10 protein-coding genes are annotated in these 13,753 nt (G+C 34.3%); 1 reads left to right on the top strand and 9 read right to left on the bottom strand.

Features of this window, described 5'->3' with window-relative positions; genetic code table 11:
- Positions 1-15 precede the first annotated feature (15 nt).
- From FND99_RS03035 to FND99_RS02995, 9 genes are all read right to left on the bottom strand, one after another.
- The gene (locus tag FND99_RS03035; protein ID WP_144336523.1) at positions 16-1,413 is read right to left on the bottom strand and encodes an alpha-amylase family glycosyl hydrolase; all 1,398 of its coding nucleotides are present in this window, start codon (positions 1,411-1,413) and stop codon (positions 16-18) included.
- A gap of 124 nt (positions 1,414-1,537) precedes the next feature.
- Positions 1,538-2,617, bottom strand: coding sequence for a SusE domain-containing protein (locus FND99_RS03030; protein WP_144336522.1), 1,080 nt, complete (start codon positions 2,615-2,617; stop codon positions 1,538-1,540).
- 82 nt (positions 2,618-2,699) lie between these two features.
- Positions 2,700-4,193 carry a RagB/SusD family nutrient uptake outer membrane protein gene (locus tag FND99_RS03025; protein ID WP_144336521.1) on the bottom strand — a complete coding sequence of 498 codons (1,494 nt, stop codon included), beginning with the start codon at positions 4,191-4,193 and terminating at the stop codon, positions 2,700-2,702.
- A gap of 9 nt (positions 4,194-4,202) precedes the next feature.
- Positions 4,203-7,433, bottom strand: coding sequence for a TonB-dependent receptor (locus tag FND99_RS03020; protein ID WP_246074160.1), 3,231 nt, complete (start codon positions 7,431-7,433; stop codon positions 4,203-4,205).
- A 191-nt stretch (positions 7,434-7,624) separates the two neighbouring features.
- Entirely contained in the window at positions 7,625-8,812 is a 1,188-nt protein-coding gene (locus tag FND99_RS03015; RefSeq protein ID WP_144336519.1) for a FecR family protein, read from the bottom strand.
- Between the two features lie 376 nt (positions 8,813-9,188).
- On the bottom strand, positions 9,189-9,752 hold the full coding sequence (locus tag FND99_RS03010) for an RNA polymerase sigma factor (RefSeq protein ID WP_144336518.1): 564 nt from the start codon (positions 9,750-9,752) through the stop codon (positions 9,189-9,191).
- 394 nt (positions 9,753-10,146) lie between these two features.
- The gene (locus FND99_RS03005; protein ID WP_008466087.1) at positions 10,147-10,803 is read right to left on the bottom strand and encodes a hypothetical protein; all 657 of its coding nucleotides are present in this window, start codon (positions 10,801-10,803) and stop codon (positions 10,147-10,149) included.
- Positions 10,804-10,923: 120 nt separating this feature from the next.
- Positions 10,924-11,295 carry a YraN family protein gene (locus FND99_RS03000; protein WP_144336517.1) on the bottom strand — a complete coding sequence of 124 codons (372 nt, stop codon included), beginning with the start codon at positions 11,293-11,295 and terminating at the stop codon, positions 10,924-10,926.
- 170 nt (positions 11,296-11,465) lie between these two features.
- Positions 11,466-12,365: a S66 peptidase family protein gene (locus FND99_RS02995; RefSeq protein ID WP_144336516.1), complete on the bottom strand. Its 900-nt coding sequence runs from the start codon at positions 12,363-12,365 to the stop codon at positions 11,466-11,468.
- Positions 12,366-12,575: 210 nt separating this feature from the next.
- On the opposite strand from FND99_RS02995, the gene FND99_RS02990 reads away from it, so the two are divergent.
- Complete coding sequence (locus FND99_RS02990; protein ID WP_144336515.1) at positions 12,576-13,670, top strand: endonuclease/exonuclease/phosphatase family protein; 1,095 nt, start codon at positions 12,576-12,578, stop codon at positions 13,668-13,670.
- The last annotated feature ends 83 nt before the right edge of the window (positions 13,671-13,753 follow it).

Below are 13,753 nucleotides of genomic sequence, written 5' to 3'. Positions count from 1 at the left end.
TTTTATTAGAGGCTTTTATTGTTTTTTTAGTATTAAATATTGATAAGCCGCTAAGTTTATTTCAGCTCCAATTGTTACTTGATTTCCGGTTAAGGCATCAACCCAATTTGTATTTGCCAATGCGGTTGAAGTCGTGTATTTAACTGCTTTGTTTTTAACATTTGCTACAATTAAAACTTTATCAGCAGTAGTTTCCATAGTAAAAACGGTCGCTTCGTTGCTGCTGTATCCTGTAATTTTTCCTTTTCTAAGTGCTTCACTGGTATTTCTGAAAGCAATTATCTTTTTATATTCTTTCAGCATTGCAAAATCGGTAGTGGACCAATCGATTGGCGTTTTGTCAAAATAATCAATGCGTTTTGAGTAGCCAATTTCCTGTCCGCCATAAATCATTGGAACAGATTTCATGCTTGATGCAATTACAAAAGCAGCCAAAGAACCATTTTTCCCTCCAAAAAGCTCTAGAGGAGTTCCGTCAGAAAGATTCACATCATGATTTGTTGTGTAACGAACAATACGTTTTGAACTGTCTAACTGGCCATATTCTTTAGTACTTTCAGATTGCAGATAAGAAGCAGGCTGTGCTTCAGAAAATACTTTTTTTAGTGCATCGAAATAAGCAAAACCAAAAGTATAATCAAAACCAGCATCATAATGATTGGCTCTCGTTCCTTCGGCCATCATAATCATTTTTTGATTTTTTATTTTACGGATTTCAGTGATAGCTTGCGTCCAAAAAGCTTGTGGAACAAGATCGGCAGCATCGCATCTGAAACCATCAATATTGGCATTGTAAACCCAATACGACATTGCGTCGATCATGGCTTTTTTCATGTCATTGTTGGTGTAATTTAATTGTGCTACATCTTGCCAGTTTGTTCCCGGCGGAATTATAATATTTCCGTTCGCATCTTTTTGATACCAGTCAGGATGAGCCGTAATCCATTGATTGTCCCATGAAGTATGATTCGCAACCCAGTCTAAAATAACCGCCATGTTTTTGCTATGTGCTTCCGTAACTAAAGAACGCAGGTCATCAAGTGTTCCAAAATCAGAATTTACGGCTTTATAATCTTTTACAGAATAAGGAGAACCTAATTTACCAGCCATTTTGATTTGTCCAACCGGATAAATTGGCATCAAGTAAATTACATTCGCACCTAATTTCTGAATCGAATCAAGACGTTTCTGAACTCCTTTTAGATTTCCTTCCGGACTAAAAGCGCGCAGATTTACCTGATAAATAACCGCATCTTCATTTGCAGGTACTTTGTCAAAAGCGGTTCCGTATTGCTGATATCCCGTTCCAGGATCCGGTTTTGGATCAGTTTTAGGACTATCATCTGATGAACTGCAGGAAATAAATGCCAACGCAAACAGCAAAATAAAAACGATGTTGGTTTTAGACTTCATGATTATAGGAATTAAATTTTACAAGACTAGAAATGCAGTTTTTTATTTTTTTAGATAACCTGCCTTTCGCTCAAAAAAGGCAGGTATCACTCAAACTAATCTAGCTTATATGAAATATGTTAGATTATTTTTTAACTATAGTGCAAGTTGCTGTTGCCGGATAACCTTTTGTCGCCGGATCAGTTTCATCTATAGTGAAAGTAACATCATAAGTACCTGCTTCAGTAATTGTGTAAGCACCTTGATCGTCACGGTTAATTGTATTTGTTGTTGCATCTTTTGGTCCGTAATTAACGTCCCATTTGTTGTTTAATCTGAATTTTAACGCTCCCGGAACTAAATCGGCTGTCACTTTCCAAGTTTTTGTTTGATGGTCATACTTCATTGCAGTACTGTTATCCCAGCCACCTGTTTGAGCCGTACCAACAATTCCCCATGCATATGGAATTGCAGACCATTTTAAAGTATTAAGATTTGCTTTAATTTGGTATGAACCTGCACCTGGAAGAAATAAATTATCATCATCCATTCTGACTAAATCTTCGTTAGTAGCGCCAGCACCATAAAATTCAGCCCATGTTCTGGCAGTATTTAATTTGAATGCTAATGCAGTACCGTCGGCAGTCATGTATCCTTGATAAACTCCTTTTTCAATTGCAGTTAAAGCTGCAGCAGTCTCAACTGCCCAACCTTGATAATCACCAGGCATGTAAATTTCGCCAAAAACGATTGCTTTTTCATATGGCGTAACAGTCAGTTCAACATTGTTAGAAAACACTTTTCTGTCCATTTGAGCTTCGACGCGAACAACAAGTTTGCCGGCTTTGCTTGGCGGAATTCCTAAATCTGTTGCGATTTTATTTAAATCTCTTACCGAGAAAGATTTGGTTAAAACATCTTGGCCAACTTCAAAACGAGTTGCTTTCAGCCATGCGTTTGCGCCTGTAATATCAGATGGAACATCAAACTGAACAGCATAAGTTACAGGTGCGGCTATAGGAAAAGTAACGGCATCCCATGAAACGGTTAATGCATTTTGATCAGCATTATCTTCAAGTAAAACGATGGTACTGCTAGGTGCAATTTTAATGTCTGTCGGAAAATTAACTTCTTTCAAGTAAGTCAATTCGGCCTCACTATCGCAAGATACGCCCAAAAAAAGCAGGGAGCCAAGCGCAAATAATGTACTTATATATTTTTTCATATGTATTTATTATTTGTTTTTTTAGAATATGAAACCATCATTTTTGTTTAGAAGTAATGACGATTTCATACTCATTATCTTTTTAATAACCTGGATTTTGTTTAAGACTTAGATTTGCATTCAAAGCAGAAGTAGGAATAGGGAATAATTTTCTATAATCTTCTGAAGTTTCTTTGAATTGTTTTGGAAGCAAAAATTTATCAAAACGAATCATATCTTGTCTTCTGTGTCCTTCCCAGTTTAATTCAAGACCTCTTTCAGTATAAATATCTTCAAGAGTAGGATTTCCTGCCAAAGCTCCAACACCAGCACGAGTTCGTACTTGATCTACAAAAGTTTTTGCAGCAGCAGCATTATTTAAGCGAACATCACATTCAGCAATCATTAAAAGAACGTCAGCGTATCTGTAAATTGGAAAATCGTTTGATGCACCTCCACCGTTTCTTGGAATTACAGGATAAAATTTCACATTACGAACACCTTCTTGCGCTCCAGCTCCCGGATTGTCCAAAGAACTAATATCAAGTGTGTAGTTAGTTCCGCCAGGCTGTTCGCCAACTAAGAATTGTTTTTTACGAATATCACCGTCTGTATATTTTTGGTAAAAATCTTTAGGAACAATCGTACCGTTCCATCCGCTGTAGCCAAATAAAGCTTGACAATGAGGACCAAACAAACTACGAACTGTAAAAATGTTACGTGAAACGACATCTACCGTAGTATAAATTGATAAGATTGTTTCATCAGTAGGAAGTACATCTCCAAATAATTCGTAATATGTATTTCCAAGTGCGCTTGCAGCATTTGAATTTGCTGGGTGCAAACTGAAACCGCCTTCACTTACTTTGTTGCAAGCAGCAAGACATTCTGCCCATTTTGCATCGCCAGTATAAACCTGAGCATTCAAATAAACTTTTGCTAATAAAGTATATCCAGCCCATTTGTTGAATCTTCCGTAATAATTTCCTCCTTTTTCTCCAGAAAGCAAATCAACATTTTCAGTCAATTCTTTTACAACAAAATCATAAACTTGTTTGCGGTTTGCCTGCGGAATTTTATCTACAGTGGTGTTATTGTCTGTATAAAAAGGAACGTTTCCGTAATCATCCATTAATAAATAATAGAAAAAAGCACGTAAAACTTTAGCTTCGGCAATTTTTGAGGCATCAGCTTTTGCAGTTTCTAATTGAGTAACCGCAAGGTTGGCATTAAAAATAGATTTGTAAAGCCAGTTCCAGGTATTGTTTACCATTAAATCTGTTGGAAGCCATTTGTGTGTATAAACACGTGCGAAATCCAATTGCCAGTCACCCGTATTTCTATGCGGAATAACCTGTTCATCTGCTGACATACAGTTTAAGTCGTACCAACCGTTATCTGCTCCAGCATAACCGACACCGTTCCAGTTTCCGCCAATTTGCGCGTAAACACTTGCAAGGGCAACATCTGCACCTTCTGGCGTACCATAAAAGTCTTCAGCTGGATATTTATCGTAAACATTCTCATCGACATTGGTACAGCCAACAAGAGATAGGAAAGTTAAGGTTCCTAATAATACTATATTTTTGATTTTCATTTCTTTTTACTATTTAAATTTTACATTTAAACCTATAGCGAAGCTTCTTGTACGAGGATAAATTCCTCTATCTGCGCCAAAATTATCTTCCGGTTTTCCACTTCCGCTTAAAGTTACCTCAGGGTCTATACCAGAATAGTTGGTAATAAGCAGAAGATTGTTTCCAGTAAGCGATAATCTAACAGACTCGATGTATTTAACATCTTTGAAACGAAAATTATATCCGGCAGTAACATTTTCAAGACGCAAGAATGAACCATCTTCTAAATACATATCGGATGCATATGGAGACGAATAAATTCCTTCATCTACAGCACTTGCTAAAATGTTAGATTTACCAATGTTTTCAAGGCGGCTTATGTTTGCACGTACCTGATTGTAGATTTTATTTCCACCAGAACCTCTCCACAACATTGAAGCATCAAAGTTTTTGTGTGTAAATGTTGGATTGAAAGCATACGTATATTTTGGCAATGCAGATCCGCTGATAACTCTGTCCGGACTTCTATCACCTTGATCAATAATGCCATTTCCGTCACGATCTTCAACCGTTTCAATACCTGCAGCATCTACACCTGTGTGATGTAAAATATTGTAAGTTCCAACTGGCTGTCCTTTTATCAAATAAGAATTTGAACCACTTGCTCCCCAAGCCACATAATCAGTATTTAAAGGAACTCCGTTGATGCTTCCGCTTAAATTAAGCACTTCGTTTTTAATTAACGAAACGTTTCCGGCTAACGTAAGAGTAGTGTTTTCGTTTTTGATCACATCGTAGCCCAACGCAACTTCAATACCTTTGTTTCTGATGCTTCCTACGTTTGCTTTGATTTTGTCATATGGGTAAGGAGGCTGAGGTACTGTGTAATCGAATAATAAATCGTCAGTTGTTGAAGTATATAAATCGATTGTTCCTCTTAATCTGTTTTGTAATAAGGCAAAATCAAGACCAATGTTGGTTTGTTTTTTAGTTTCCCATTTCAAATCAGGATTTGCATTTTGTGAAATGTTGAAATTGGTAATTGGCGAACCTCCAAAATAGGTTGTTGGTGCTGTAGGGACTACTCCAACTAATGATAATGAACTCTGCGGACCAAGACCTTGCTGATTACCTGTTTCACCATAACCAACACGTAATTTTAAGTCACTGAACAAAGTTTGTTTTGACATGAAATTTTCTTTCGTAATTTGCCATGCAACAGATGCAGATGGAAAGTACCCCCATTTGTTATTTGCTCCAAATACAGATGAACCGTCTTTTCTGATACTTGCCGTCAACATATAACGATCCATATAAGAATAGTTGATACGATTTAAGAAAGAAACTAAAGTCCTGTCGTTTTTGTATGATTTCATATCTCCAGGCAATACTTTAGAAATGTCACCCAATTCAAGATTATTGTAAGTCGTCATGTCATTGATGAACCCGCGAACTTGTGCATAATCTCCTTGATAAACTTGTTTTTGCCATTCGTACAATGCCAAAACATTGATCGAGTGCGCTCCAAAAGTCTTTTTGTAGTTCAAACTAATATCCATTAATCTTTCGTTTTGTCTATCATTTTTAATGTTAGCAAAACCCTTTTGATCAATCGCATGTGAATCTGTAGATTCTGCAGGATTATAGAACCCGATTGTATTATTAGTTTTTCTCCAGCTTCCAAACCAGCTAGCCGTTAATCCGTCATATAAATCTAAATCTGCTTTTAAACTTGCAAATAAGTTGTCATACTGACCTTCATTTGTAATAGTTTGCGACGCAGCATATGGGTTTAAATATTGAAAGACTGCAGGATCAGTAAAATACGTTCCATCAGTATTGTAAACAGGATCTGTTGGACGCATTAAGTATGCGTTTGTAATTAAATTTGAAACCGTGTTTACACGACCAATACTTTGAATACTAGTGTCTGTATAACTTGTTCCGTTGTTTAAGTTATACGTCAATTTTAATTTTCCATCAAGTCCTGTTTGAGTTGCCTGAACGCGTGCAATGTATTTTTTGTTGTTTGAATTAATTACAACTCCATCTTGCAGAATAGCACTGATCGAAGCTCTATAATTAAAGTTTTCAGCACCACCGCCAAACGACAAAGTATGATTTTGAGTAACGCCCGTTTTTGTTAAAATTCCGTACCAATCAGTATCTGAACCATGATTTGCAGAAGCCGGAACACCCACTTTTTGAGCTGCAGCCCACCACTGATTTGCATCTAGCATATCCAATTTTTTCGGAATAAAATCAATAGACGCATTCCCAATATATTCTATAGTAGTTCTTCCTGCTTTATTTTTCTTAGTCGTAACAATAATTACACCTGCAGCACCTCTAGAACCGTAAATAGCCGTAGCCGATGCATCTTTTAAGATGTCGATATTTTCGATCTCAGTTGGCGGAATTTGGTTTAACAAATCCAAACCTCCCTGAATACCATCAACAACAACCAAAGGATCATTTCCTCCAATTAATGACGAAATTCCACGAATACGAACACTCGGTCCAGAGCCTGGTTCACTACCAATTTGATTGATATTTACACCTGCCGCTTTACCAGAAATTAATTGCAAAGGATTCACAAGTGCACCTTGATTCATATCTTTTGAAGTAATGGAAGAAACCGATCCAGTTACATCTTTTTTAGATAAAGAACCATATCCAATCAACACAACTTCCTGCAGATTTGTTGCGTCTGGTTCAAGTTGAATATTAATTACGCTTTGGTTTGCCGTTACTTTTTTGTCTTTGTAACCAACAAATGACACCACAATTATAGATTGACTACTTGCAACAGTAATCGTAAATTTTCCATCAAAATCAGTCGCAACACCGTTTTTTGTTCCTTCTTCATTTACAGAAGCACCCGGAAGCGGACTCCCTTTTTCATCAGTAATAATTCCTGAAACGGTTTGTTTTTGAAATTCGATCATTTGTGTTTTAAGCTCCGGCTTTTTTAAGATAATCTGTGTATCACGAATCTTAAATTCGGTTGGAGTTCCTTTAAAAAGTTTATCTAGAACAACATAAATAGATTGGTCTTTTACAGAAATAGAAACAGTTCTGTCTAAGTCAATATCATTCAGTTTATAAATAAATCTGAAATCTGTTTTTTGTTCTATGGTCTCAATCACCTTTTCGATTGTTGAATTGTTTAATTCCAGCGTTACTTTTGTCTTTTGGGCATAAGTATTCGCTCTAATATTAAACATGGCGACCAAAATAAGTAATGTAGTTAGTTTCAATTTTAGGTCATTTTGGAACACTCGGTATAGAAACCCAGTATTCTTTGATTTTTTTTTCATAATTTTGTTAATTGATTGTAGTTAATTCGTTATATTCAATCACTTAGTTAATCGGAAATTGTTCGCAGCTCTTTCCGATTTTTTTATTCCCATACTGTTAGTTCTTCATAGATTGTAATTGGTTTTAGTGGTTATTTAATTAGTATTTGATTGCCTTTGATAGTATAATTAATGCCGTGAATATCATTGAAATAGCTCATAACATTTTCAATCGATTCTTCTTTAAAGCTGGCATTGAATTTTTCGTTTGCTAGTTTTTCGTTTTTGTTTACAATGGTAACATTATAGCGTCTTTCCAGTTTTGTAATAATGTTTTTGAACGACATATTTCTAAAAGTCAAACCGCCGTTTATCCAAGATGTGTAGATATCTGTAATTACTGGTTTGGTCGAAATTTTTGCATTTTCTTTGTTGAAGCTTCCTTTAAATCCAGGTTTCAAAATGGTATTTTTTAAAGCATCAAATTCTTGATTTGATTGGTACATTCCAACAGAACCTTCAACCAAAACAACATCAGTCAAAGGATCTTCCGGATAATTTGAAACGTTGAAATGCGTTCCCAAAACGCGTACATTTAAATCATCTGCATTTACGATAAACGGATGTTTTTTGTCTTTGGCAACATCAAAAAAAGCTTCTCCGTCAAGAAATACTTGTCTGTTTTCACCTGCAATAAATTTTATAGGATATTTTAAAGTTGTTCCCGAATTCAGATGTACAAATGTTCCGTCAGATAATTGAAGACGGAATTTTTTTCCGTACGGAATTTTGATTGTATTGTAAACTAATTTTTCAGGATTTGAACTGTTTTCATAAACCAGTTTATCTCCATTTTGATTTCCAACAATATTACCTTTAGCGTCTTTTACAATCGATGAGTTTTTTTCAGAAATTACTTGAATGTCGCCATTTTCTAATTGAAGAACAATATCATTGCTTTTGAAATCGAATTCTTTTTCAGCAGATTTTGTAGAAAGACTTTGTTTGTAGAAAAAGCCAATTCCCAATAAAACAACCACCGAAGCCGCAATTGAAATGTATTTTCTGTAATTAGATTTTCTGGAAGGTATTTGGATTACAGCATTTTCTTTTTCTTCTTCTTTTGAAGCAGATAAAATATTCATGAAAATCGAATCAGCGGTTTGTTTGTCCATTTTTGGCATTTCCGATAATAGATTTTGAATATCTTCCACAGTTGGAAAATCATCAGTAAGCTGATTTTTTTTATAATAAGCAATTACCTCGTTTGTTTCTTCAGGTGTACACTGATTCAAAACAAACTTTTGCAAAAGGCTTTTTATTTCAGAATTTGAATTCATTATGAATTGTTTTTTACGTCCGGTTCTGATATAATACAGCTAAACTAAAGTGGAGTACTACTCAAACGTTGTAAATTTTTCAATTTTAACATTTTTATAGAATGAAAAAAGCCGGGAAGTGCTGATTTTGTTGAGGTTTTGTGTGAAAAATATTTTTTATTTTTTTTAATAAATCGGTTTGTCATTTCGACCGAAGGGAGAAATCACACTAGAAATTCCGCAAAGAGAATCGCCAATCGTTGTCGAGTTACGCGTGTGATTTACTTCGTCTGTTCGCTATCGCTCGAGTCTCCCTTCAGTCGAAATGACAATATTGTGATCAGAACAAAAAAAAATCACCCGAAAAGGTGATTTTAATGGTTTATGGTTTTTTGGTTTAGATAATTTCATCATGAACTTGAAAAAAGACTCGCATGGATTCCAGTGCTTTGCTCATTTGGTTCCTGACAGTATTTATAGAGATGCCGAGTTCGTCGCTTATTTCTTCGTAACTCATGCCTTTCTTTCGGGACATTTTAAAAATTTGCTTTCGCTTGGGTGGTAATTGTTTTATAGCTTGTTTGCGAAGTTTTTTACAATCTTCTTCGCGAATCGAATAATCGCCGTATTCATGAGATTTCTGGCTTTCATAAAAAACAGCTTCTTTCAAAACCTTGTCGTTTGCCGCTTTGTTTAGCGTATTAAAAGCCTGATTTCTTGCAATTGTAAAAATGTAAGCTTTAAACGATTGCTCAAGATTTAGATTTTCTCGATGCTGCCATACTTTCATAAAAACATCCTGAACATTTTCTTCTGCAGCTTCTTTCGATTTTAAAAGACTGATGCTGTAACCATAGATATCTTGGTAATACAAATCAAAAAGGGCGCGAAATGCTTTTTCGCTGCCATTTTTAAGTTCGCTTACCAATAATTTTTCGCTATAATCTCTGGCTTCCAACATTAAATTAATTAGTTTGTATTTAAATCTAATTATATTGCGATACTGTCAAAATCGATACTCTAATGTATTGAGTGGTTAGCAAATATATAAAAATATTATTCGCATATAAAAGTCAAAAATTACACTTATTTCTCTTTTTTTTAATTTGTTGTTGATTAAATCTCAGGAAATACAATGGTAAAATGCTTTTTATCAAGTTGATAACTTTTTGGCTAAAACTTTAAAAATTAACTATTCTCAATTTTTATTTTTGAGAATATTCTTATTTGTAAACAAATAAAATGCAGATTTTTGAATGAAGAAGAATAAAAAAAATCCTTTTGTTTTTTTATAAAACAAAAGGATTTTTAGAAATTGAATATTAATAAGATTTAAAAAATTAAATTTTATTTCATTAGTTTTTCAAGTCTTTAATTACTTTAAAAGCAACGTCAACTTGATCTTCTCCCACTAAAATTGTAAATTCATTTGAAGTCGAAATTACCTCGTTGATGATAATTCCTTCCCAAGCCAAACGTTGGAAAATGAAATAATAAATTCCTGGAACTACAATGTTTTCTTTTGGAAGTTTTACTGTAATTGAAGCTAGATTATCTAATTTCTGAATTAGTTTTTCACGCATAAAATGCTTCTCAACCAAGTGATTAACACTGCTGCTCACAACAATATTAGTTTCGTTTACACCACGTGATGAGGTATAAAAAATATCAGATAAAGCATTGATGTCAGAAATAAGATCTGCTTGTTTGTTCAAAACAGTTTCAGAAGCTGCAAAAGTGTAATCTGTCAATTCAGAACGAACTGTGATTTCACCAATATTCTTGATTACTTTATTGATTTTATGGTTTAATTTGAAATCTAATTCTTCAGTCAGTCTTTTTAGAGACATTACAACAGCACCTTGTTTTACCTCTTTTCCAAATTCACTTTCCAGCTCGGTCATAATGTTCCGAGAAAGAGAAGTCAAGTTGATGATCCCGAGCGATAATGCATTCAATAAAAATGGTTTTGTTTTGATGTAATTTTCGACGATTGAAGAAACGGTTTTCATAATTTTTTTTCTTTTTTTTTTGTAACTTAATTGTGTTGGTTTAGTTAATTTGATGTTATAAATCTCTGCAAATATAAATAAAAAAACAAAATGTTACAATTATAACATTAAAAAAATATGTTAAAAATGATAAAAAGCATCAGTAATATGCTCAATTGCAAATGTTTCCTCGGTTTTATGGATGGCAATGATGTCAAAACGAATATTTAAATCATCATTAAAATCCTTTTCCCTATCGTTTATGTAGGCATTTACTGCTTTTATAAGCAGCTGAATCTTTTTTTGTTTCACGAAATCTTGTGGCGAACCAAAATCCAAACTCGATCTTGTTTTAACTTCAACTATTGCTAAAATGGAATCTTTTTGTGCAATGATATCTATTTCGGCTTTTTGAAAAGTCCAATTTCGATCTAGAATTTTATAATCGTTTTTTTGAAGAAATTCTACTGCAAGTTCTTCTCCTTTTTTACCGAGTTCATTATGTTCTGCCATTGTTTGGTTTTATGTTTCAGGTTTCTCCCGAAGTTTCGGGATCAGGTTTTTTGCACGCAAAGACGCAAAGTCGCAAAGTATATTTTAAACTTTGCGACTTTGCGTCTTTGCGTGATTTTTTATGTGGTATTTAGAGCTTAGACGATATTTTCTAAGCTTTTACAGAAATGTTATTTTTGAAAAACAAGTGTGCTTCCAGATGCATTCACATCAATCGTAACAGTATTTCCCATTATTAAAGCTCTATTGTCTCTAACGTGGCCGGCTGGAAAGTTGAAAATCACGGGAATATTGTATTTTTTGGTTACATCATCAATGATTTCCAAAGCATTTTTCCCCCACGGAACTTCATTGTCTTTCATTTTTGTCATTCCGCCAATAACTATTCCTTTAAGATTTTCGATACAACCGTTGCGTTTTAAATTCATCATCATACGATCAATATGATAAAGATATTCATCTAAATCTTCAATAAATAAAATCTTATCTCTACAGTCTATTGCCGAAGGAGAACCTAGCAAACTATATAAAATAGATAAATTTCCTCCAACTAATTCTCCAGTCGCTTTTCCAAAACGATTCATAGGAGATGGACCAATTGTATAAGATATTGATTCGCCAAATAAACTTGCTTTTAAAGAGCTGATCGCCTCTGGCGTTGCGCGCGGAATTGTTATTGGCATTACACCGTGAATTGATTTATAACCCATTGTGTTTAAATGATTATGCAATACGGTAACATCACTGAAACCGATAATCCATTTTGGGTGTTGTTTAAATTTGGTAAAATCCAATAAATCCAACATTCTCACAGTTCCGTATCCACCTTTAACGCACCAAATTGCTTTAATATTTGGATTGTCCAACTGCTTTTGAAAATCGGCGGCACGTTGTTCATCAGTTCCAGCCAATTGATGATAATCAAGACCAATTGTACTGCCAATAACGGCTTCTAATCCCCAACTATGCAATAAATCAAGAGTTGGTTTTAAGTTATCGTCGATATTTTTTCTTGCTGTTGCTAAAAGAGCCACAGTATCTCCTTTTTGTAAATAAGGCGGTGTTATCATGGTTTGTTGAGATTGACATGTTAATGATTGCAAAGCAAAAATAAGAAATGCGATTTTACAAAAAGCAAAACGTTTTTTGATATGAAGGAGGCTATTCATGTTTTTTTGGCCTTTTTAGTAATGATTGAAGCAAATGTAATTCTTTAAAAAACCAAAATAACTGAATTATCTTACAATTTTATTAAATTCGTTCTTTAAAATTTTAAAGTTATGCAAATTATTAAATTTCGTTTTTGTTTAATTGCTTTTTTTCTATTTTCTATTTCAAACGCTCAATCAAAAAAATATAACATTCATACGGTTGCCTTTTACAACTTCGAAAATCTTTTCGATACGATTAATGATCCAAATATAAATGATGATGAATGGACGCCACCGGGAACGCAGCATTGGACAAAAGAAAAGTACGAGCAAAAATTAAAAAATCTTTCAAGAGTTATTTCGGAAATTGGAACTCCAGAAAATTCAAATGCGCCGACTTTAATTGGTTGTTCAGAAATTGAAAACCGAGGCGTTCTTGAAGATTTGATAAAACAAGAAAAAATCTCGAGTTATGATTATGGAATTATCCAATTTGATTCACCAGATCAACGCGGAATTGATGTCGCGCTTTTGTATCAGAAAAAATATTTTAGACCGACATCTTTCTCAAATATTCCTTTATTGATTTATAAAAACAAGCTCAATTCTCAGGAAAACATTAATGAAGATTTAGGTGATGTTGAAATCAAAGCAGACAAAAGTCGAATTTTTACGAGAGATCAGCTTTTGATAACTGGATTTCTCGAAAATGAAGAAATTCATATTATTGTGAATCACTGGCCGTCACGGTCTGGTGGTGAAAAGGCGAGCAGTCTGTATCGCGAAGAGGCTGGAAAATTAAACCGAAAAATTATCGATTCACTGCAGCAAATTAATCCAATGGCGAAAGTTATTACAATGGGCGATTTAAATGACGGTCCTTTTAATAAGAGCCTAAAAAACGCTTTGGGAACAAAAGCCAAAAAAAGTGAAGTTTTGGAATTTGGTGTTTACAATCCGTTTGAAGAAATGGCAGAGAAGGGAATGGGAACACTAGCTTTTCGAGATTCCTGGGATATTTTTGATCAAATTATTTTGACGAAATCTTTTATCGAACCAAATTTTTCAAGCTATGAATTTTGGAAAGCCGGTATTTTTAAAAGACCGTATTTGATCCAGGCATCTGGAAAATATAAAGGATATCCATTAAGAAATTCGTTGACCGAAGCAGGTTTTAGTGACCATTTTCCGGTTTATATTTATCTCATACGAGAATTAAAATAATCCGCAGTTTTCAGTCTCCGGTTTTAGACTGAACACTTGAGACTGCGACCGTTTACTGAATACTTTTCACTATCTTAGCTTTT

The sequence above is a fragment of the Flavobacterium daemonense genome (assembly GCF_007341385.1).
Taxonomy (GTDB): Bacteria; Bacteroidota; Bacteroidia; order Flavobacteriales; family Flavobacteriaceae; genus Flavobacterium; species Flavobacterium daemonense.
Note: the sequence above shows the minus strand (reverse complement) of the source record. Positions and strands in the feature narration are given on the sequence as shown.

What these genes read in the sequence shown, in the direction of transcription:
- FND99_RS03015 (WP_144336519.1), bottom strand. Translation starts at nt 8,812, where the DNA reads ATGAATTCAAATTCTGAAATAAAAAGCCTTTTGCAAAAGTTTGTTTTG.
- FND99_RS02995 (WP_144336516.1), bottom strand. Translation starts at nt 12,365, where the DNA reads ATGATAACACCGCCTTATTTACAAAAAGGAGATACTGTGGCTCTTTTA.
- FND99_RS03000 (WP_144336517.1), bottom strand. Translation starts at nt 11,295, where the DNA reads ATGGCAGAACATAATGAACTCGGTAAAAAAGGAGAAGAACTTGCAGTA.
- FND99_RS03030 (WP_144336522.1), bottom strand. Translation starts at nt 2,617, where the DNA reads ATGAAAAAATATATAAGTACATTATTTGCGCTTGGCTCCCTGCTTTTT.
- FND99_RS03035 (WP_144336523.1), bottom strand. Translation starts at nt 1,413, where the DNA reads ATGAAGTCTAAAACCAACATCGTTTTTATTTTGCTGTTTGCGTTGGCA.
- FND99_RS03025 (WP_144336521.1), bottom strand. Translation starts at nt 4,193, where the DNA reads ATGAAAATCAAAAATATAGTATTATTAGGAACCTTAACTTTCCTATCT.
- FND99_RS02990 (WP_144336515.1), top strand. Translation starts at nt 12,576, where the DNA reads ATGCAAATTATTAAATTTCGTTTTTGTTTAATTGCTTTTTTTCTATTT.
- FND99_RS03010 (WP_144336518.1), bottom strand. Translation starts at nt 9,752, where the DNA reads ATGTTGGAAGCCAGAGATTATAGCGAAAAATTATTGGTAAGCGAACTT.
- FND99_RS03005 (WP_008466087.1), bottom strand. Translation starts at nt 10,803, where the DNA reads ATGAAAACCGTTTCTTCAATCGTCGAAAATTACATCAAAACAAAACCA.